Origin of the sequence: Bacillus sp. YKCMOAS1, from assembly GCF_030268125.1 — a bacterium.
GTDB lineage: Bacteria > Bacillota > Bacilli > Bacillales > Bacillaceae > Bacillus > Bacillus safensis.
The window spans coordinates 216,528-241,317 of the sequence record NZ_BSEI01000002.1 but is presented as its reverse complement, the minus strand read 5'-3'; the positions used below and the strand labels follow the sequence as shown (position 1 = coordinate 241,317).

3 protein-coding genes are annotated in these 24,790 nt (G+C 45.9%); all 3 read right to left on the bottom strand.

Translation table 11 applies throughout. From position 1 onward, the window contains the following. Positions 1–7: 7 nt before the first annotated feature. Positions 8–10,138, bottom strand: a complete 10,131-nt coding sequence (locus tag QSJ46_RS06085) for a non-ribosomal peptide synthetase (RefSeq protein ID WP_285604455.1) — start codon at positions 10,136–10,138, stop codon at positions 8–10. A gap of 63 nt (positions 10,139–10,201) precedes the next feature. Continuing rightward, positions 10,202–14,035: a non-ribosomal peptide synthetase gene (locus QSJ46_RS06080; protein WP_285604454.1), complete on the bottom strand. Its 3,834-nt coding sequence runs from the start codon at positions 14,033–14,035 to the stop codon at positions 10,202–10,204. 46 nt (positions 14,036–14,081) lie between these two features. After that, complete coding sequence (locus QSJ46_RS06075; RefSeq protein WP_285604453.1) at positions 14,082–24,782, bottom strand: non-ribosomal peptide synthetase; 10,701 nt, start codon at positions 24,780–24,782, stop codon at positions 14,082–14,084. Between the last annotated feature and the right edge of the window lie 8 nt (positions 24,783–24,790).

Genomic DNA, 24,790 nt, shown 5'->3' with positions numbered 1-24,790 from the left:
TCTCCTCCTACATCCAATCCAAAATCTGAATCTTGTTTTTTTCAGTCCAAACGCCGACATCCCCTGTCGGATAGAGGTATTCGCCAGTTTGATGTTTGAATGGATGCGGAATTTTATGCGTCTCCATCCAATCAGCAAGCTCCCCGCAAAGTGCTTTGATATCCTTTGCGCCGATAAAAATATCTCCAGGGAATCCTATCGGCATGAGCTGATGCTCCTCGCTCAGGACATATATTTCCGTCTCACAGGAAGGATCATGCACACCTGAATAGACCTCTTCTTGATCTGGGTACAGCACACTGACTTGTGCGTTTTTTGCCCAATCGGTGATCATCCGCTCTTTTTCTTCATTCGTCACGATTGTGAAGGAAGAGAGGGGTGTCTCCATTTGTTCTGTCATCGCTTCAAGTGTGTGGATCAGCTGCTGCATCAACGATTGTATTTGCTTTTCTGTATATTGATTGAGGCGATATGTGACCCGAAGCTCCAGCGTATCTCCCGGAACTGCCACAAGGGTCAGGTCATAGTTCGTTTCTTCATGACTCGCAATGTCTAAAATGCGCACTCCGTATGGCTCGATAGATTCAATCGGATAGTTTTCAAACACGACAATGCTGTTAAACAATGAATCTCCATTCGGGATGTGGGTCAGCTGCTGAATATCTGGCAGTACGGTATATTCGAATTCCCGCATTTGAAAAACTGTTTCCTGCGTATGTGCCAGCAGCTTGGAAATGGTCCACTCTGGTGTGATCGGCAAACGGAGCGGCAATGTGTTAATAAAGAGCCCTGTCATGCTTTCAACCTGTGGTAAATCCGCCGGCCGTCCTGACACTGTCACTCCGAACACGACATCATCAGATCCTGAATGAAGATGCAAAAGCAGCCCCCATGCTGTCTGAATCAGGGTGCTCATTGTCACCTTCTGCTCTCCTGTCATCTTTTCGAGTTTCTCCTGCATCTCGGGCGTTAGTTTGATACTTAGCTGATCAACACCTGCATCTTCATCCGAAGCATGCCCGTCGTCTCCTGGAAGCGGCGTAGTCTCCTCTACTCCTGACATATAATGTTTCCAGAACGCTAGCGCCTTCTCTTGATCCTGCTTTTGCAGCCACTCGATAAAATCTTTATATGGACGGACAGCAGGAAGATCCACCTCCCGTTCATCCACAAGAGAGCGGTACAAAGAAAAGGATTCTTCAATAAAGCTGAACAAGCTCCAGCCATCGATTAAAATATGATGAAAGCTAAAAACAAACGTGCATGTGTTTTCATCACGATGGAATAAGGCAATACGAATCAGCGGTTCATCCGTATCTTCTAGTTTGAAATCCTTTAAACGATCTGTTTGCAAATATTTCTGGATGGCTTCCTTCTGATCCATTTCACTCAGGTGGCGCACATCGTGCTGAGTGAGATGAATGCTTCCTTCTGATTGAATCAACTGAACAGGCTCCTTTAGCCTTTCCCAAGCAAATGTTGTCCGCAAAATTGAATGACGCTCCACAAGCAGATTCCATGCTTTTTCATAGGCTGCACCGTCCGTTAAGCCTTCGAGCGTCATATGCACTTGACCAAAATACGCCTGTGACGCTTGATCTAATAGAGCATGAAACAGCATCCCTTGCTGCATTGGAGATAGTGGATACACATCTACTACATTGTCTGGGAGATCATCGATTTGCTTTTGCGTCAGCTGAACCATTGGAAAATCAGATGGCGTAAAACCGCCTTTTGTCTCTACACAATGCGTCAGAATATCCTCCATTTTTTCTTTGAACCGTTCAGGTAACAGACGCACCTCTTCATACTGAAGCAGTTCACGGTTTATCATAAAATTCATCTGAAGCTGACCGTTCACAACATATCCGTACACATCGATCAAATGCTGTCTTTCTGCCTTTGGATCATGTACATGTCCATTTCGTTCATCAGCTATATAAAGGTGTGTCTCGTCTATTTGATCTAACTGTCCAAGGTAATTAAAGCTCATCTGCGGCGCTGCCTTTTTGAGTAAACAAGTTGCTGTCATGTATTGAAGCAAGCCATAGCCGATTCCCTTTTGCGGCACAGCTCTTAAGGTTTCTTTGACATCTTTGATTTGTCTCTCAACATCGGTTTGAATAAAAGGAATAAAAATAGGATAAGAGCTTGTAAACCATCCGACTGTTCGTGACAAATCCATTTGTTCAAATAAATCCTCGCGTCCGTGCCCTTCTAACGTAATAAGTAGTGGCTTTCCAACGGCTTGCGTGAGTCCTGATAAAAGTAAATCGTTTACCTCTGTTCGGTACGCTTGAGATGCCTGTCTTAATAAAATATCTGTTTGATCCTTCGTCAATTGAATAGACAGGATCTCTGCATGTTCTTCTATATTGAAAAGCGCAGGTGTTTGAAAAGGAGAACCCTCTTCCTCTTGACTGATGATATTTTGCCAAAAAGGAACCTGCTCTTGTAAATGATCGGTTTGTGCATATTTATAAAGAGCTTCTGCCCACTGCTGATAGGACGCAGTTTTCTTTGCAAGCGCGATTTCCTGCCCTGCCGCAAGCTGCTTCAGTCCATTTAATAGGTCTTCCTGTATGATGCGCCATGAGATTCCATCCATCACAAGATGATGGGCAGCGATAAAGAGTTCAGACGTACCTTCACTTGTGTGAAAAAGAACGGCTTTGATGACCTCCCCTCGCTCTAATGACAACGTTCCTTGACAAGCGGCGGTCTCCATGCGGATTTGTTCCAGCGCTTCCTCCTGAGAAACACCCGTTAAATCAAAGAAGGTGACACAAGGGGTGATGCCAGGCGCACGAATGGTTTGAATCCACGAGCCATCTGCTGCTTGTGTATAAATCGCTCTCAGCATATCGTGATGATCGACAATTTTTGAGAGAACCTGTGTCAGCTGCTTGAGCTGTATGGATTGCTTGAATTCCATATGCGCAGATAAATTCCAGTAATCTTGGTTTGTCAATGATTGCTCAAAGAACCATGATTGGATCGGAAGCAGACGAACAGCTCCTGTGACAGGCGACTGATCATAGAACGCAGCAGCATCTGACTTTTTCATAGCGAGTGCCAGCTGTGAAATCGTCTGTTTTTCAAATACATCTCTCGGCTGAATGACGTAGCCTTCCTGTGCTAAGCGCGCTACCATTTGTATGACAATAATCGAATCTCCGCCAAGCTCAAAGTAGTTATCATGTACGCCAATCGAAGGAGCGCCGAGCAGCTGAGTCCACACTTTTTCCAGTACACGTTCTTCCTCACTGAGTGCCCTGTCAGCCGGTTTGTCCACTTCTTCCTGTCTCCACTCTGGCGGCGGGAGACGTTTTTGGTCTACCTTGCCATTTGCCGTGAGCGGGAGTTCCTCCAGCTCTATTAATAGGCTTGGCACCATATAATCTGGCAGTATTTCTTTTAATTGATGGCGAATGTCTTGCGTGGTCACGCTGCCCTTTTGGACAAAATAACCGATTAACCGCTTGTGGCCACTCTCATGCTGATGCGGAATGACTGCACATTCTATGATGTCTTCAAAGCGCAGCATAGCGGCTTCAATTTCTCCGCATTCGACGCGGTGTCCGCGAATTTTCACTTGATGATCGATTCTTCCAAGGCAGTCGATGATGCCGTTTGGCAGCCAGCGGCCCAGATCGCCAGTTTTATATAAACGCGCTCCTTCTTGGAAAGGATGCGGGATAAATGATTGTGATGTTTTTTCTTCATCTCCAAGGTAACCGAGTGCAAGCCCTGTACCGCCTACATAGATCTCTCCAATGACACCTTGCGGAACCGGCTGCAGCTGGTCGTCTAGTACATAAGCTTGTGAATACGCAATTGGCTGACCGATAGGAACCGCCGCCTGCCCCTCATCCACTGCCCGAATGTGATGCACACAGGAGAACGTCGTATTCTCAGTTGGTCCATAGCCGTTTAAAAGGCCTTCAGGTAAATACGGCAGCGCTTTACGGATATGAGCAGCTGACAAAGCATCACCACCGACCAATAAGGCATCGAATCCAGATAAAGCTTCTGGATGTTCCTCTGTTAATCGGTTAAACAGCGGCACTGTCAGAAATCCTGTTGTGATCTTGTAAGATGTCAGCGTGTCAGCCAGCGTATCCATTGATAAAATCGTATTTCGATCGGTCAGTATCAGCCTTCCTCCGTTGAGCAGGGCTCCCCATATTTCATACGTAAAGGCATCAAAGGAAAAGCTAGCGATTTGTAAAATACGCGTATGTTCATCAAGGGTGACATAATCTGTTTCACATACAAGCCGGATGACCGCTTGATGCGGAATCAAAACCCCTTTTGGCTGACCGGTTGATCCTGATGTGTAATTGATATAAGCGAGTCCATCAGGTTTTAAGGCAGCAGGTTTGAGTTCTCCCTCTGATAAAAACTCTTCATATCCCTGATCAAGACAAATGAGCTCGGTTTGACTGATCGAGACTTGTTTCAGCCATTCATTTTTTGTTAGTAACAGCTGAATACCTGTATCCCTCAGCATATAATCAATTCGTGCATCTGGATATTCAGGATCAATTGGGACATAGGCCCCGCCTGCTTTCACAATCGCCAACACCCCAAAAATCATTTCAGGCGACCTGTCGATCAGCAGCCCTACTGGTTCATGCGGCTTCACTCCTCGCTGCTGCAGATAAGCGGCAAGCCAATCGACTTTCTCTTGTAACTCCTGATACGTCCACTGGTCTTCCCCAGATTCGAGGGCGATCGCATGAGGTGTCTTTTTCACCTGTGCTTCAAACCGTTCTGTGATGAGAAGCGGGCCCGCTGGTTGTTCTGTTTTGCCGCTCCATTCATAGAGCAGCTGCTGCTTCTCTTTCTCTGGCAGATAATTCATTTGTCTGATCGGCTGGGCTGGATTTTCACAAATACATGCAAGCAGCTGTTCGTAGTAACGAAGGAACCGTTCCATCGTGTCGTCAGAAAATAAGTCTGCATCATACTCTAGTTTTAATTGAAGACCTTCCGCTCCTTCAAAAACAAACAGGGATAGATCAAACTTGGCCGTATCATTATCTTCAATGGCTAAAACGGATGTCGCCTCACCCATCGGTGAAGCTTCAAGAGGCAGGTTTTGCAGAACGAACATGACCTGAAACAGCGGCTGCTTCCCAGCCTCACGTACAATATTCAGTTCATCTACGACCATCTCAAACGGCACATCCTGATGTGCATAGGCGCCCATTGTTGTTTCCTTCACTCGCTCTAATAGCTCTGTGAAAGCCGGATTCCCGCTATGATCGATTCGAAGTGCCAGCGTATTCACGAAAAAGCCGATGAGCTGCTCCATCTCCGTCCGATTTCTCCCGGCAATGACGGATCCAATGACAAACTCATCCTGTGAAGACAATCGATGCAGCAAGGTAGAGAAAGCCGAAAGTAATGTCATATAAAGGGTACTGTCTGTTTTCTTAGAAAGAACCGCCAGCTGTTCAGATAACGGCTTCGACAAGCGGGATTTTTTCGTTTTTCCCCTATAGGATTGAACGGCCGGACGCGTGTAGTCATACGGCAGCATCAACTCTTCCACAGGTACCGCAAATTGCTCCTTCCAATAGGAAAGCTGCTTCTGAAGTGTTTCTCCCGTCAAATACTCCTTCTGCCATAGTGCGTAATCTGCATATTGAATCGGCAGTGGTGAGAGATCAGGCTCCCTCCCCTCAATCATCGCTGTATACCATTCGGATAGCTCCCTTGCGGCAATGCCAATCGACCAGCCATCTGACACGATGTGGTGAATGGACATCAGCAGCAAATGATCTGTTTCTGACAGCCGAATTAATTTCGCGCGAAAAAGTGCATCTTGCTCTAAGCGGAATGGTGTGCCAGCTTCTCTTTTCGCCCATTCAGCCGCTTTTTGTTCTTTTTCTTCCTGTGATACCAGGTCTGATACATCTACCACCTCAAGCGCTGGAAGAGTCATATGCTCATGTATGATCTGTACCGGTTCATCGCCGTTCATCGCAAAGGATGTTCTGAGCGATTCATGCCTATGCACCATTTGCTGCAGGCTGTGCTGAAGCGCCTTTACATCTAAAGGTCCATTCATCCGAAAGGAAATCGTATTATTGTATAATGCTAGATCGGGCTGTAATTGATAGAGAAACCACTGTCTTTGCTGAGCATAGGACATCGGAAGCTCCTGCCCCTTTTCTATTTTCTGTATCGGAATCGCTTCATCGGCTTCGGCATTTAAATCAATCCAGTCCGCTAACTCTCCAAGTCTCGTATGCTCAAAAAGAACGGCGAGCGGCACGTCAAATCCCGTTTTCTGCCTAACAGCTGACAGCATTTGCGTTGCCTTGAGCGAATGACCTCCGAGTAAAAAGAAGTGATCACCACAGCTAATGTTTGAAACATCAAGCAGTTCGGACCAAATGTGTGCCAATAGTTTTTCCGTCTCAGTTTGAGGTGCTCTGTCCTCTGAACCCTGTCCATTTTCCTCTATTAATTCATTGAAATGCACTTCGTCCGGCATCCCATCCTCTGTTTCTTTCCAGTATTCTTCAGGATAGAGATGTACGGAACATTCCCCAGATAGACGAGACTGTATACACGTATAAATGGACTGATACAGCCTTTCTTCAATAGCCGTTGTTTGATCGGTCTTGAAAAAGACATATACGGCCTGCTCTGTTTGTATCTCCTCCTGTATCATTTCTTGAATTTCCTGCTTCGACCGATCCAACCCGATATAAATGAGAGGAGCATCTGTCATCAAGCATGCCAGCATTGTTTGAATGCCCGCCCGTTTTGGAATCGGGAGATAGCCTCTTTCTTTTAGCATGCCCTTGATCATTGAGCCTTCACTCATTCCGGTCTCATCCCACATACTAAAGCTAAAGCAATACGGCTTTACTGTAGAGGTCAGCCTCTGATAATGAGCAAATTGTTCAACGAACTCATTGGCCGCGCAATAAGCGCCAACGGTCATTCCGCCCTTTAACGTTCGAGCTGACGAGCTAGAAAGGAATAAGACATTCTGCCGTTTAGAAGCTGCTTCATGTAGCGCAATCGTGCCATATACCTTCGCTTCGTACATCGCATGTAATGACACTGACGTCATGTCACGAAGCAGCTCTTCTTGAATGATGCCAGCGAAATGAATAACGCCATGCAGCCTTTTGCCTAAAGCCGCCTCCTGTTTTGAGATCAACGCTTCAATGGCTTTTGCGTCAGTGATGTCCACCTTTTCATAAAGAACTGTACCGCCGCGCTTTTCCGCTAGTTTCTCAAGTGAAATCAATACGTCTTGCTGCTCCATAGATAAAGCCTCTCTCGCCTTTCTTCCAACCAGCACAAGATGCGCTTGATAAGATGTCAGCAGGTGCTCACTCAGTAACCGTCCAATGCCGCCAAGCCCGCCTGTTATCACGTAAATCCCGGAAGATTCAAATGGCGGCTTCTTCCTCCTTTGTTCTTTTTCCAGATGAAGCGGCGTTAAAAGAGGAGTATAACGAACACCTTCGCGATAAGCGGCGATATGATGGCTTGTGTCATGTGTAAGTTCTGTCATGATCGATGATGCATGAGAACGACCTGTATCTGATTCTGCCAGAGAAAAATCAAGACACCTCACCTTGATAAACGGCCATTCATGCTGAACAGCTGTCATCAATCCTGCTGTCGTTGCTTTCTCCACATCATGTGTTTGATCTTCCGGCAAATTCATCGCATGAGCAGAGACAAAGGTGATCTCTACTGGCTCCTCATAGGCAGCGATCGCTTTTGTTACATATAATGCACTCATGCTGCCAGTTTTCTGCGCTTCTTTTGCCAACGCTGCATGAAGTGTGTCTTCTTGAGTTGTGTAGTTCCAAAGGTGAATGATTTGTTTCACCGAAACGCCATACGAACGGAGCGTCTCAAAGAGTTGTTCGTAGTCAGACGGCCGATTCGGGTGGATGATGAAGTGTGTATGTGTGAGTTGTGTGAATGCTTGACCCGGTTCAACCGTAATAAAGGTTTGTTCATTGCTTGAAAGGGATCTCAATTGATCTGCCAGTCCTAAAGTATCTGCAAAGATCACCGTGTTCCCTAATGTTTGTTTTTCAGCTTCATAGAGCGGAACAGGTATCCACTTCTTTTGTAAACTCCAATCAGGCAAGGTGTGTTCATTTTCAAGTCTGATGTCCAGCTCCTTGATGATTTCATCGAATTCGCCTTCCTGCCATCGCTTCTTGAGCTGTGCCCTCTCTATTTTTCCAGAGCTTGTTTTCGGAAAGGCATGCTTCTGGACAGGGATCACGCACGATGCAGATAGACCCATTTTTGTTGCAATATGGGATTTAATATTTTGACTTGCCCTCATGATATAAGAAGGTTCATACAGCTTCGGTGTAAAAAAGAGAATCAGCTCGTCGGATGCAGATGCTTCCATCCGAGCGGAACAAGCGGCTACAAAGCTCGTTTCGACGCCGGGGACTTCCTCTGCAATGACTTCAATTTCATAGTTGTGATAATTTTTCCCGTTGATGATGATCATGTCTTTTTCTCTACCGGTTAATGTCAGCCTTCCTTCGTGCAGGAAACCTAAATCCCCCGTGTGGAACCAGCCGTCTGTTTGAAAAACTTCTTGATTCGCTTCGTCATTCTTGTAATAGCCCTTCATTGTCGTTGGCCCTTTAATTTGCACACTGCCAATATGATCTTCTGGAAGAAGCTCATGCTGATGGTTAACGATACGAATCGTAATACCCGGAATTGGTCTTCCCAGCTCTGTAAAGCTGACGGTTCCTGTCTCCCGTGCCTCCGCTGGTCTTAGCTGCTCTGTGAGTGATGTTTCCTCAAAGGTTAGGACCCCGCTGCTTTCATCTCCCCGCTCTATCGCAAAAGAGAAGACAACGGCTGAAGAGATTTCAGACATGCCGAATGCCGGTCTAATGACGTCTCCCTTTAAGCCGTGCGGAGCCAGCAAGTGTAAAAATCGTTGAATCGTCTTCGGTACGACCGCTTCTGCCCCATTGATCATACAGGTCATAGCAGAAAGATCCCAAGATCCTGACGAGATGTCTTTCTCATAATCATTGATCATCGCAAATGCGAAGTTAGGCGCCCATGTCTTCGTTGCACGGTAGCGGTCCATCCAGTCAAGCCAGCGCAGCGGCTGAGCGATAAAATCATCTGTTCTTGCCCGAACCTGCTCACAGCCCGTGTACACATTGACAAGGTGAAACATCACAATACCGCCAATATGATCTAAGGGCATCCAGTCTAACGACACATCCTCTTGTGTAAACCCATTGGCTGCCACTGTTCCTTTGACATTCGCCAGCACGCTTCGATGAGAATGCTCTACGCATTTGGGCATCCCTGTACTTCCAGACGTTAAGATAAAAAAGACTGAATCATCCGGTGACGCTGGATAAGCTTCTCTATCTCTTTCTAAAGAAAGCATCGGCTCAACGGCTGCGACACTTAACTTATCTGTATGCCACAATAAAGCTAATCCTTGCACCTCATCAATCAGCGAGTCATCTGTTAAAATGAGCGGATGCTCCAGCAGGTTCCACGCATGATGAAGCTTCTTCACAGAGGCATTCATTTCCCGATAGGTCGGTGCAGCGGACACTAGTGTTGGAACAAATCCGCCTAACACACACGCCCAAAAGGCTGTTACCATCGCATGATTGGATGAAAACTGAAAGAATACAGGATCACCCGGTTCAAGTCCTAACGCCCTCAAACCTGTCAGAACCCGCTCGGCATCCTCCTTTAACTGCGCGTAGGATTGTGTGAGTTCATTTTCACTATTGACGATATAAGTAAGCCCATTTTTCGTTTTTGCCGCCTCTGTTAAGGCGTCCTGCAAGGTTTGGGCTCCTGCCTTAACATCTAGATCCCCTCCATAGGAAAGGGCGGGCGGCATGTCCGCTAAAGCAGGGGAAGCCATTTGCATCTGTATCGATTCAGCTGCGGCCTCCTGCTCCATGTGATTGTCGAGAAATAAATGAGAGAGGTGATATGGCCGCGGTCGAATGGTTTTTTCATGAGAAAAAACAGCGAAGCGTTCGATTTCGTTGGTTTGTAAAATCGTTCTCTGTACATCTTGTAAAATCGTATCCATTGATTCATGTACATTTGATTTATTTATAATTGATGGTTTCATATGAGTTCCTTTCCTTTTTTGACAGGCAAGGATGCCAATATGCACCCCTGCCTGAACTAAAGTTTACAAAACGGCTTCTCTATTTTTTTGATTAACGATCTTTTGGATCAGCTGGGCATTTTGGGCTGCACATTCTTTGTTTTTGAACATGTCAGCGTGTTGACCGTAGCCTTGATAATAGCGATAAGCACCGGTCGTCGCCTTTTCCCAATGATCCATCCAGTCTGGAATCTCAATTTGCTCTTCTGATTGGATGAAATCAATATCTGCTTGTATCTTTCCTTGATTCACCCCCTTAACAAATGTTTCATAATAAGCCCGCGTTTTTTGAGCAAGCGCTTCTTGAACGAGCTCTTCTTGGGCAAGTTCACTTTGCTTTGATTGATGAACAATCGCTTCGATATCGTCCTCGATGGATCGTCCTTCTAAATCACTTTCTCCAATTTTCTTATAGGAATCGATCATGATGACCTTTTCCACCGTCCGTCCTGCTTGTTCAAGCGATTGAACGAGATCAAAGGCCAGATAGCACCCGCCAGAGTAGCCCATCAAAGTCAGCGGCCCTTCAGGCTGAAGGTGCTGAATATGCTGAACGTATTGCGTCATGCGGTGATCATCTTCAATAAAATCAAAGGCGATTAAACGAAGACTATCGAGCGTTTTGGCGGCTTCCTGATAGATAAAGCCATAGCCCGGTAATGGCGGAAGAGCAAAGACTGTTGGCGTTTGAGACTCATTGAATACAAGATAGCCGGCAGCTTCATGATCCTGCTGTTGAATATAACGGCTGATGGCTTCAATTGTAGGTGTCTCAAACAACAAGTGAATAGGCACCTGAACATCGAATTCTTTCGACACCTTTGATAAAAGCGACATCGCTTTTAAAGAATGTCCTCCAAGCTCAAAGAAATGGTCATCTGTACTGATATCATCTCGTTCAAGCACTTCACGCCACATGACAAGCAGCTTTTGTTCTACCTCATTTGCCGGAAGCTTCACATGGCGGTTTCCTTGAGGCGCTTCTGGCTTTGGCAGCTGACGTTTATCAACTTTTCCATTTGGTGTCAGCGGCATTTTCTCAAGTCTGATCAGCTCATGAGGCTGCATGTAAGCCGGAAGTTTCTCCTTCAGCCCTGACTTGATCACATCAACTTTGTCCTTCCAATCCTCCTCACATGTCATATAGGCGAGCAGTCTTGTATGCTGCGAGCCATGCTGATCCGTTATAAGGGCAGCTTGCTTTACGCCTGGATGCATGAAAAGGTGGGCTTCAATTTCTGTCAGCTCAATTCGGTGGCCGCGAATTTTCACCTGATCGTCCACTCTGCCTGCATACTCAATCAGACCATCTGCTCGAAAATAAGCCAAATCTCCCGTACGATACAGCCTTTCTCCCGTAGCAAATGGATGTGTGATAAAGGCTTCTTTTGTCAGATCAGGACGATTCAAATACCCCTTCGCAAGCCCTTTGCCGCTGAGACAAAGTTCTCCGACCATTCCAATCGGCTGAAGCTGTCCTTGCTGGCTCAATATATAAGCACCCGTTTGGTTAATCGGCTTTCCGATTGGAATAGAATGCGCTTCTATCGGCGGAGCTTCATCCACAGGATAATAGGTGGCAAAAACGGTTGATTCGGTTGGGCCGTAGACATTGATTAGTCTGCCTTTTCCCATGACAGCAAAGGCTTTTCTCACATGCTGTACAGATGCACGCTCCCCTCCGAACAACACCTTGCGCACACTGCGCATCCAATCGGTTTCTTCATCAACGAGAAGATGAAATAAAGCAGTTGGAACAAACATGACAGAAATGCTTTCTCTTTTAATGAGCTTCGTCAGCTCGTGCATATCTAAAATGGTGTCTTTTTTCGGCAGGACAAGCTTCGCACCATTTAAAAGCGCACCATATACATCAAAGGTAAAGCCATCAAATACGCTGTTGGATAGCGACAGCAGTGTATCTGTTTCTGAAATGGTTAAGTAGTTCGTATTTTTGACCACCCGGGCAATATTGGAATGGGTTGTCATGATGCCTTTTGGCTGACCCGTTGTGCCTGATGTATACATGATATATGCCGTATCGTGTAAACCTGCTTCCAGCGGCAGATTCTCTGAGCTCATAAGTGAAATTTCCTGATCATCTGCAAACAGATACGTACCAGTAAACCCGAGTCCCTTCGCCTGACCAATAAAGGATGAGTGAGTCAGAAGATGCGTCGCTCCGCTGTCTTTAAGCATGTATTGAATGCGGCTTTCTGGATAATCAGGATCAATTGGCACATAGGCTGCACCTGCTTTTAAGACAGCAAGCAGACTGACAATGAGTTCAGGTGTTCGATCGGCTAAAATGGCGATGACCGTTTGATGTTCAGTCCCATTTTTTTGCAAATGCCTTGCTAATCGATTGGCCTGTTCATTCAGCTCGGCATATGTCATCGTTTGCTCTTCTGCTGATAGTGCCACTGCATTTGGATGTTTGCCGACATTATGCTCAAACCATTTCGACAAATATAATTGGTCATGCTCAAGCTCAGGTGCATTCCATTCCTCAAGAATCAGCTGTTTTTCCTGTTTCGTGACGAGTGGGAGTGTATGAACCGATTGATCGGGATGCTTGACCGCCTCATTTAACAATAGACTGAGCTGTTCCTTTAACTTGTGAACAAATTGAGGATCAAACGCTCTTTTGTTAAAGGCCAGCTTCAATAGTAATTCTTCTCCAGGCGATGCGAGCAGATTGAGATCATAGTTTGATTTTTCATAGACATTCATGTTCTCCACCGTGAACCCTAACCGTGCCTCTTGCTCGTCCTTCTTTGCAGCTGGGACATTTTCAAACACGACAATATGATCAATGAGCTGCTGCTGACCTGTCTTTGCCTGAATATCATAAATCGGAATATATTGGTGCGGCTCGGCTGCAAGAGACTGCTGCTGTGTTTCTGACAGGAGTGCACGAAATGTCATGTGATCTGTCAGCTGAATTCTTCTTGGGATGACATTGATGAACAATCCAACCATCCTGTCAACGCCAGCCAAGTCTGCCGGACGTCCTGACACAACTGTTCCAAACAGCACATCATTTGACCGCTGATACCTGCTCAGCAGAACTGACCAAACGGATTGAAGCGCACTGCTTAACGTCGCATTTTGCTGCAGCGCTAACTCTGACAAAGCAGCCGTTTCTTCTTTGCTCATGGACCATTCAATTTCGCCTAATTCATGTTCATTCGTTTGTTTTCGCTGTTCTTTAAAGGTAGATTGTCCATCAAACCCTGCTAATGATTGCTGCCAATATTGAAGTGATGCTGGTTTATCTTGTTTTTCCAGCCACTTTATATATTCTTTATATGGTTTGACCGGTTCTAGCTTATAAGGAACGTCATGTAAAAGTGCATGGTAAATGGCAAACAACTCCTGCACCACAAGTCCAAAGCACCAGCCATCCAGAAGGATATGATGATAGCTCCATATCCAGCGATAGCTGGCAGAACCCGTTTGGAAAACAGATGCCCGCATGAGAGAATCCTTCGAGAGGTCAAATCCTCTCAGCTGATCCTGTTGTTTGAATTTCTCGATACGTTCAAGCTGTTCGTCTTCAGAAAGATCTTGCAAGTCCACAACATCAAGTGTAAAAGGACGCTCCTTTAGCACAACTTGGACAGGGCGCTTTACTTTTTCGTGGAGAAACACGGTACGAAAAATATCGTACCGCTCCACGATGATATTCATGCTTTTCTCAAGTAGGTCATGACGCAGTGTGCCCTTAACGTTCATATCCATTTGCTCTACATAGAAGCCCTTTTCTTGATGATGGAGGGTATGAAACAGCATTCCTTCTTGCATCGGTGACAGATAATACATGTCTTGAACTTGATCCCTTTTAAATTGACTCATCTATTTCATCCTCCCATCCTATTTTTATGACTGATCTCGTGTGTTGTTAAGTCAATTTCTCCTCAAGCATGTCAAAAATGTCGTCCATTTCATCCATTTCAAGGTCAGCCGCAGAGAAGTCACTTGGCGTAAATTCCCGTTCGTGCTGCGCTAAGCAATGGGTGATGATGGATTGGATTTTTTCCTTCAACAATGCCATGAACTGCTGTATCGTCTGTTCTTCATATTCACTTGCACAATAGGAGCAAGACAAAATGAATCGATTGTGTTGAACAAGACCACTAAGGTTCAGCTTATAAACAGCTTCCGAATCAGGGCTTGCTTGTCGTCCCATATCATAATTCGATGGCCCAAAGAGTTCTGTCGTCACTTCCTGATCAATCTGTCCAAGATAGTTCAAGCTGATTTCAGGATGTACGTGGTGTCCTGACGGTTCAGTGGCTGTCATGTATTTTAAAATCCCGTAGCCAATCCCTTTATTTGGCACACGGCGCAGCATTTCTTTCGTTCCTTTAATAGCTTCAGCTATGGTCTGATCCGGCTTCGCTTCAAGAACAACTGGATACATACTCGTAAACCAGCCAATTGTGCGAGAGACATCGAGCCCTGATAAAATATCCTCTCTTCCATGACCTTCAAGCTGCACATGTACATGGGACTCACCTGTCCACTCTTGAACAGCAAGGCCGAGAGCACATAAAAGAATATCGTTCATTTCCGTTGTGTACGGCAGATGAATATCGGTCAAAAGATGCTCAGTTTCTGTTTCTGTCAGCTGCATTTGAACCGATTTGGTTTCGGCAACTCTTCTTTTCGTCACTTCATGATCAACAGGTAATGCGGTTAATGGTTTGCTTTCAATTTCTGACCAATACTCCTGCTGACTTTTTAATGGCTGTGACTGTGCATAACGTTCAATGGCCTCTGCCCATTCTTTAAAGGAATGAGTTTTCAGCGGCAGGACAAGGGCTTGTCCCTTAGATGCCTGCTGATATAGAGACATAAAGTCCTCTAGTAAAACCCGGCATGAGACACCGTCAATGACTAAATGGTGTGTCACGATGAGTAAATGATCGCCATCTTCTGCATGAAAACAAATCACTTTCATCAATGGACCTGTTTCTAGGTTCAGCTGACGCTGATACTCATTGGCAGATGTGGAAATTGCCTTTTTCACATCGTGCTCTTTTGAGACATCATGAGAAATAATCGCTATCGGTTCCGGTAGCTCCCGCTGGTTGTATTGCAGGATGCCGCTATGTTCCTGCTTGTATACCATACGCAGTGCATCATGATGTGAAAGTAGTTTTTGCATGACTTGTTCTGTAATGGAAAGGTCAAATCCATTTGGCGCATGAAGCATCATCGAGAGATTCCAATGGTGCTGATCGCTGAATGCTCGTTCAAAGAACCAGCGCTGAATCGGTGTTAAAATGACTTCTCCTTCGACAGATGATTGGTCGGCTGTGAGAAGATCGGCTTCCTCGATATATGGACGAAGCTCTGCAATCGTCGGGTACTGGAACAGAAGTTTCATATCGAGCTTCCAGCCTGCTTGCGTGAGTCTGCTTGCCATTTGGATACCTTTAATCGAATCTCCGCCAAGGAAAAAGAAGTGATCGTGAATGCCGACTTGGCTGACGCCAAGGACATCTTCCCAAATCCCGCAAAGCAGTGTTTCCACTTCGTCTCTTGGTGCTTCGTATACCGTTTGGTTCGCTTCGATATCAGGAGCTGGCAATGCTTTCAGATCGACCTTTCCATTTGCCGTCATTGGAAATTGGTCTAGCTTGATGATCCATGAAGGCACCATATATTCAGGCAGTGTGCGTTTTAGGCTTTCTTTTAAGTCCTCTGTATCTGTATCGTTCTCCGTGATCACGTAAGCGGCAAGGGCGTCTTGATCACTTGCATCTTTGACCGTTGTCACGACGGCTTCTTTGACCGAATCCAGTGTCAGGAGCTGGGCTTCAATTTCTGACAGCTCAATACGGAAGCCGCGGATATTGACCTGATGGTCTATTCTGCCGAGGTAAATCAGCTCGCCACCCTCTGTCCATTTCACTAAATCGCCTGTGCGGTACATGCGCTCGCCTGGATAAAATGGATCTGGGACAAATCGTTTGTCTGTTTCCTCTGGAAGATTCCAGTAGCCTCTTGCCAGTCCTTTTCCTGCAATCACGAGCTCGCCCGGTACGCCTGGCGGCGATAGGTCATATAACGAACCCATAATGTAAAAACGAGTATTGGCAATGGCTGTTCCAATGGGAATCGTGCTTTGTTCTGGATCGATGACTCCACTTGTCGCTACAACCGTATTTTCAGTTGGACCGTAGTTATTGACGAGTTGATATGGAACTGGCTTCACCTGTTTCAGCTTGTCTCCACCTGTTAGTAAATAGCGCAGAGAATGGTTGTCCATTGACATAAACTGCTCACATAACTGCGTTGGCAGGAAGGCGATGGTGATGCCTTCTTCATTGAAATACGCATTGAGCTTGATCATATCGAGGCGAATTGCTTCGTCGATAATGTGCAGCTCTGCGCCGGCGATCCACGTCGGGAACATCTCCCAAATGGAGGCATCAAAGCCAAAGCCGGCATATTTCGCAGTTCGATCTTCGTGCGTCACTTGGAACGCATCATTGTGCCAGAACGCAAGATTCACAAGAGACTGGTGCTCGACCATGACACCCTTCGGCTGTCCCGTTGTCCCAGACGTGTAAATCATATAAGCGAGATCTGTCGGCTTCACATGAACCTGAATCTCGTGAGCTTCTCCTTCTACCGCATCTTCTATGAACAGCACATGTCCTGTGAAAGAATTTGGCGCAGTGAGTCCTTTCTGCATCAGAAGTACCTCTGCCCCGCAGTCTTCCAGCATGTACGCGATACGCTGCGCTGGATAATCCGCATCAATTGGAACGAATGCCGCACCTGCCTTGAGGACACCAAGGACAGCGGCTGTCATGTCAAGAGATGGGCGGGTGAGAATGCCGACGCGGTCTCCTGGTTTTGTGCCGCTGGCGATGAGCCTTGAAGCGACTACATTCGCCCGGCTGTTCAACTCTTTATACGTCCAGCTCGTTTCGCAGAATGTCGCTGCTTTTTGATGCGGTGCTCCTTGTGCCTTCGCCTCAATCAGGGCATGAACGGTTTGATCTGATGGAACATCAAGGTCTGGTCCTGACCATTCATTGATCAGCTCTCGTTTTTCCTCTTCAGTTATGAGAGATAGCGCTGAAATCGGCTGATTCAGCTTAGTCACCATATCGTCTATGATTTTTTCAATATATCGGCTCCAGCGCTGAATGGTGCACTTTTTAAACAGAGCCGCTGCATACTCAAAGCGCAAGCCCACTTGATCATTTTCTTCAAATACACCAAGCGTTATATCAAATTTTGCATGAACGGTATCTTGCTGCTTTTGTGACAGCTTGAGTCCATTCAAATCCGGTAACGTCAGGTCACGGTCATCTGTAGTCAGCATGACACTAAACAATGGATTGCGGCTTGTGTCTTTCGGAAGATCTAACTGAGCCACCAATTCCTCAAACGGGAATTCTTGATGTTCATAGGCTGATAGGCTGCGATCTTTCATTTTTTCAAGCAGCTGTGCTGTCGTTTCTTCTGGCTGCACTTCGTTTCGAAGAGCCAGCGTATTGACAAACATGCCTGGAACCCGTTCGATTGAAGCATGCGTACGTCCTGCGGTTACAGCGCCTATGACGATATCTGTCTGCCCAGTTAATTTGGAAAGGAAAATGGCAAATGCCGTTTGCATCACCATGTTCAAGCTCACACCTTTTTCCGCCATGAGCGTTTTGATAGATTGCATCTTTTCAGCAGACAACCATCTATCGACTCGCCCTCCTTCAAATGACTGAACTTGAGGACGCGGAAAATCAAGGGGCAGCGCTAAGTCTTCTGGCGGCTGTGCATATTGCTCCAGCCAATACTGCCGCTGTTTCTCAAGCAGCACCGGCTGATTTTCTTCCTGCTGCCATACCGCAAAATCTTTGTAATGCAGCTGAACTGACGGTAACGTCTTTTTCTCATACAGCTCTGCCAGTTCTTGAATGAGCAGGCTGCGTGTGACACCATCTGCAATGATATGGTGCATATCCATCATGAATACATATTTCTCATCAGAAAGCTTCGCCACTTTTGCCCTCATTAATGGTGCTTGATGTAGTGAGAATGGTGTAATGAATGACTCGATGACAGACTGCTCCTGATCGCCCTCTATTTCATCAACCTCTATTGTAAACGGCACTTGGCGATAGACTTTTTGAACTGGTACGCCGTCAATTTCTACAAAGGCGGTCCGCAACGATTCATGTCTGTCGATCAAGGCTTGAAGCGCTGCTTCTAGCTGCTTCACATCAAGGCTGCCTTCCATCATTAAAACGGCTGGCATATGATAAGTGACTGCTTCTGGATGCAGCTGCTGCAGTACATACATCCGCTTTTGAGCAGAAGAGACGGGATAGAAATCTTGCTTTTCCGCCGGCTGAATGGATGTCACCACCGAAGAATTCGTTTCGTTCAAGTAAGCAGCCATTGCTCGTATGGTTGGTTTTTCAAAAAGGACTTTGAGCGGCACATGCTTGTTCAGCTTTGCTTGCACCTTCGAAATGAGCACCATGCCCTTGAGGGAATGACCTCCTAATTCAAAGAAGTGGTCAAGAACACCCATTTGTTCCACCCCTAGAACTTCTGACCAAATGTCACACAGCGTCCGCTCAAGTTCCGTTTCTGGTGCCACATGCGCCGTACGGTTCATATGCACTTCATGCGGGAGCGGCAAAGACTTCGCATCCACCTTTCCGTTTTGGGTAAGTGGAATGTGATCGACTTTCACAAAGTACGTTGGAATCATATAATCCGGCAGTGTCTCCGCAAGATTTTCTCTAAACGTCAATGTTCCAATGTGTTCAGGCGCTGTGTAATAGAGTGCAAGCTCCGGCAAACCGGACGGGTGCAGAACTTTCACATGGACTTCTTGAATAGATGCCAGAGCACGTGCGGCATGCTCAATTTCCTGTTTCTCAATGCGATAGCCGCGGATTTTCACTTGATCATCGACTCTTCCAAGAAACTCAATATCTCCATTTGCATGCTGTCTGACCAAATCCCCTGTTCGATACATTCTCTCTTGAGGGTCATATGGATTTTCAAGAAAACGTTCCGCTGTTAACTCAGGCTGATTCAAATATCCTCTCGACACGCCTTCCCCAGATATATAAAGCTCTCCCGGCGCGCCATAAGGGACAAGACGCTGCTGCTGATTGCATACGAGTGCTCTAGTGTGTGCAATTGGCTGCCCGATCAAAGATCGTTCCTTCAGAGCGTCCAGCTCTTGCGGTGTGATCAGCTTGGTCACTGTACCAATGGTTGTCTCAGTCGGACCGTAATGGTTCATTACTGCCACGCATGGATGCTGCTTCATAAATGTTTCAACATCCTCAGGAATGATCGGTTCTCCTCCAAGTACCACTAGGCGTAAAGCGTTAAATGAATGTTCCTTAGAATCTGCCATCATATGAAATAAGGATGGTGTCATTTTGATATAAGTCAGTTCTTGTTCATCAATCAAACGCATCAGACGTACAGGGTCTGTATACACCTCTTCACGAGCAACATAAAGTGTCCCCCCTGCTTTTAAAACAGGGAAAATGCTTGTGTAACCAAGATCATATGCATAAGAAGAAAGCAGTGCTGTCCGATCACATTCTTGCAATGTCACCTCATTTGTCAGCCAGTTGACATAGTGTGATAGATTACGATGCGTGAGCTGTACTCCCTTCGGCTTCCCTGTTGTCCCAGATGTGTAAATCACATAAGCAAGCTGATCAACTGATACTTCCGGCAATTCTAACGGATGGCTTTGATGCACTGCTTGTTCAACCTGAACCACTTGAATCGACTTGCGATTTTGATAGGAATCAGCAAGAGACTCATTTGTCACGATGACTTGTGCATCTGAATCCTCTAAAGTGTAGCGGATTCGTTCAGCCGGAAAAGCCGGATCAATCGGGACAAACGCTCCTCCTGCTTTCATCACACCAAGCATGGAGACGATCACATAGACAGAGCGGTCAAGAATCAGTGCCACAGTTTTTTCTTTCTCTACGCCTCGTTTCTTAAGTTCACAGCTAAGTGCTTGTGACATGTCTTCCAGCTCGCGGTAGGTGAGTTTTCTTTGATCATCCCTGACGGCAATAGCATCCGGTGTTTCCTTAGCCTGACGTGAAAATTGGACATGGAATGGCTCATGACGATTCGTTGGCCCTTCGGCTTTTTTCTCCAGACGCTCTATTTGTTCATGCTGATCCAGTATACGGAGCAAGCCGATCTGTTCCTCTGGATGACGAACCGCCTCACGAATAATCGCTAGGAGGTGAGTTCCGAACCGGCGGACGGTCTCTTCTTTAAATAACGCCGCTGCATAGTCAAAGCTCAGTTTTAATGCTCCCTCGCGTTCAAATGCTTCTAAAGATAAATCAAATTTGACCGAGTGATGCTGAATGGCATAAGGCGAAATGTTCAGATCGCCGAGCTTTAACGCTGGAACCTCCATGTTCTGCATGTTAAATGACACGCTAAAAAGCGGGCTCCGAGTTGTATCACGGTCTAACGGAAGATGTGCAATTAACTCTTCGAGTGGATAACTTTGATGTGCAAAAGCGTCAACACTTGTTTCTTTTATTTCTTCAAGCAGCTGCAAAAATGTTTTGGTTTGTTCTGGTTTTCCGCGCAATGCAATGGTGTTAATAAACATCCCCGGCATGTCCTGGATATCAGGGTGTGTCCGTCCAGCAACAGGCGAACCCACAATGATATCTTCCTGACCGCTATAGGAGGCAAGCAGCACTTGAAAGGCGGATAACAAGAACATATACATGGTCGTATCGGTTTTCTGAAGCAGTTCATAAATGCGCTGAGTCGTTGCTTGATCACAGCCAAACATGAATCGTTCTCCAGAAAAATCACGTTCTGCTGGACGCGGATAATCAGTTGGCAGCTCTAAAACCGGTAAATCTCCTTCAAATTGCTTCAGCCAATATGCTTCATGCTCCTTCAGTTTCTCCGTTTCTTCTTCACTTAGCTGCCAGACAGCGTAATCTTTATAATGAATGGCTCTTTCAGCAAGAGCTTCTCCATCATAAGCCTTCGCCAAATCTTGAATGAACGTCTTCATGGAGCTGCCATCTGTAATGAGATGATGTGCTTCCAAAACGAGAAGATGACGATTCTCACTGACCTTTAGCAGCTGAGCTCGTAGAAGGGGTGCCGCTGTTAAATCAAATGGCGATTGACGTTCAGCAAGAAATGCCTCAGCCTCTTCTTCCTTGATGTCATGAACAGGAAGGTCAAATGCAGACCATTCATGCACCCTTTGGACAATGTCTTCTCCATTCATATGAAAACTCGTTCTTAAGATTTCATGCGTTTGGATTAACTGATTAAATGCTGATTTGAGCCGCTCATATTCGAGTGTTCCTTCAAGCGTTAAGACGATCGGAATATGATAATTCGTGCTGTCAGGTTCAAGTGTCTGCAAAATGTATAAACGGCGCTGAGCTGGTGATACCGGATATTCGCCCGCCTGCTCTGCTGGTAAAATAGGATGCCCAGCATCTTCTTGACCATCCTGATCGATGTAAGCCGCTAATGAGCGAATCGTCGGCTTCTCAAAAATCACTTGAATCGGCACTTCCTTTTGTAGCACTTCTTGAACCTTCGCAGACATCATCATCGCCTTGAGCGAGTGCCCGCCAGCCATGAAGAAATGCTCGTCTATCCCAATCGTTTTCCCAAGAAGCTCCTCCCAAATGTCAGCGAGTGCTTTTTCTGTCTCGGTCTCAGGCGGAATGATTTTGATCTCTTCGCGATGCACTTCGTCCGGCTTTGGTAAAGCTTTTCGATCTACTTTCCCGTTCGTTGTCAGCGCAAAGGTATCCAGCTTCATCACATAGTGAGGCACCATATAAGCTGGCAGCTTTTGATTGAATACATCTCGCACCTCTTCTTCTGTGAGTCTCCCTGTGAAGTAGGCGATGATTTCTTTTTCTTCTGAAGAAAGCTGCTGAACAAGTACAACCGCATCATCGATACCCGTTTCTTGGCGAAGCACCGTTTCAATTTCACCAAGCTCAATACGGAAGCCTCGAATTTTCACCTGATCATCTGCACGGCCAAGGAATTCGATCTGACCATCCGCACCATATCTAGCCAAGTCACCTGTTCGATACATCCGTCCTGACGGCTTAAAAGGATCTGCCATGAATACTTGATCAGTCAAATCTGGACGTTTGATGTACCCTCTTGAAACACCATCCCCGCCTACATACAGCTCTCCTGGCGCTCCAATTGGCTGAAGTCTTTGATAATCATCTAAAATATAAGCTGACGTATGATTGATCGGCTGACCAATTGGGATCGGACCCGTTTCATCTCCTCTTACTTCGTAAATGGTCGAGATGGCTGTATTTTCTGTTGGGCCATAGACATTCAGCAAGGTAAGTGATGGATGATGCTTTTTCACAAGCTCCGCACTTTTCTCATTGATCACATCACCGCCGGTGAATAATGTTTTTAACCCTTTGAACATTTGCGGCCGCTGCTGAGCGAGCTGATTAAATAAACCAGTCGTTAAAAAGAGCGCCGTGATTTGATGTGTTTGGATAAATTGTTCGAATCGGTGTATATCCAATAAAGTATCACGGTCAACAGGATAAAGCGTCGCCCCATTCAGAAGCGTAGTGAAGATTTCAAGGGTAATCGCATCAAAGCTGACAGCTCCTGTATGCGCCATACGATCCGACGTGTTCAACCCTATTTTTTCCTGAGAGCATGCTAACCTCACAATATGCTGATGCTCAATTTGCACTCCTTTGGGCCGTCCAGTTGATCCCGATGTGAACATGATATATGCCAATTGAGATGGAGACGTCTCGACTGATAACTCCGCTTGTGAGTGATGAGTCATGCCGGTCACATGTATTGCTTTGATGCTTTCATCAACCGGCGGCTGGCTGTCAGCATAGAGCAAAATGGCTACGCCGCTGTCTTCAAGCATCCAACGGATTCTCTCCTCAGGCTGAGCTGGATCAATCGGCACATAGGCAGCCCCTGCGTGTAAAATGGCTAAAATGGCGATCACCGCATCCGCTGATCGGTTCATATACACCGCGACTGCATCCCCCGGTTGAACGCCGTTTTCTACAAGGATGCTGGCTAAACGACGGATTTCTTGTCCAAGCTCTTCGTATGTGAATGTTCGCTCGCCTTCGACTAATGCCAGGTGGTTTGGCTGCGCTTTGATACGTTCATTGAGCAGCTCGGGAATGGACAGGTGCTTCGGATAATCTCTCTCCGTCTGATTCCACGCTGCAATCTGCTGCTTTTCTTCTTCTGTGATACATGTCACTTCATGAAGATACATGTCAGGATTTTGAGTGATTTGCTTTATGAGATTGGTCAGATGTTTTGATATGTTTTCAATGACCTTTTCTTCAAAAGCCATCGCATTATATTTGAATTTCAATGTCCACGTTTCACCCGGATAGACAAGAAGATTCAGATCGAAATTCGTTTGTTCAAATCCGTCCTTTACATCAATGGCAAAACCGAGACGTGCAGACATGGTGTCACCAGACAGCTCCTGATCTAAAGGATAGTTTTCAAATCCAACCAAATGATCAAAGAGTTTTCCTCCAGTAGCTGTTTTCTGCTGAATGTCATAAAGCGGCATAAAATCATAGTTTTCCGCTTCCAGAGCATGCTGCTGAACCTTTTGAAACAGCTGTTTGAAGGTCTGTTCCTGATCCAATGTCACCCGAACAGGTATCGTATTGATAAACAGCCCTGCCATTTGCTCAATTCCAGACACACTTGGAGGTCTGCCCGATACGACTGTTCCGAATGTGACATCATCTGCTGCATGATAGGTGCTTAAAAGAACGGACCAGACAGCCTGAAAAAGGTTCGGTGCTGTCACTTGGCATTGTCTTGCCGCATCTTGAATGGCTTGTACCGTTTGTGCATCCCATGTAAACGTCCATTCCTGATGGTCATATTGTCCGTTCGCCTCTTTTTGCTGCAGCAGCCCTTGGTGCTGAACAGCACCATCCAGCCGCTCCTTCCAATAGTCTTCCGCTTCTTGTTTGTTTTGCTTTCCAAGCCACTGGATATAGTCCGCATAAGGCTTACCTTGTGAGCGATCTGGGGTTCGGCCGTTCCGATAAGATTCATAGTAATGAAACAGTTTTTTCATTAAAACACCCATGGACCAACCATCCATGATGATGTGGTGGTTGCTCCAAATCAGGTGCCAGTTTGTTTCATTTAATTGAAAAACAGCGACTTTCAACAACAGATCATTCGTTAAGTGAAATCCTTGCTTTCTCACTTGCTTTTTATATTGATCCAATACCTTTTTCTGCTCTTGATCATTCAGATGAGATAGATTCTCTCTATACACATCTAAATGACGTTCAGCCAGTACAACCTGACGAGGCTTTTGTAATTGCTGATAGACAAAGGCTGTACGCAGAATGTCATATGTCCGTACGAGTTCATTGAGGCTCTTTTCAAAAAGATCGAGATCAAAATCTCCGCTTATTCCAAGCTCAAGCTGTGTGAAATAAGAGGAGGAATCAGGGTCTAGCATGGCATGATACAGCATGCCCTCTTGCATTGGTGTTAAAGGATATACCTTTTGAATTTTCTGCTTGCTCATAAGTCCAC

Excerpts from the sequence above, each read along its gene's own strand:
- QSJ46_RS06085 (WP_285604455.1), bottom strand. The coding sequence starts at position 10,138 with ATGAAACCATCAATTATAAATAAATCAAATGTACATGAATCAATGGAT.
- QSJ46_RS06080 (WP_285604454.1), bottom strand. The coding sequence starts at position 14,035 with ATGAGTCAATTTAAAAGGGATCAAGTTCAAGACATGTATTATCTGTCA.
- QSJ46_RS06075 (WP_285604453.1), bottom strand. The coding sequence starts at position 24,782 with ATGAGCAAGCAGAAAATTCAAAAGGTATATCCTTTAACACCAATGCAA.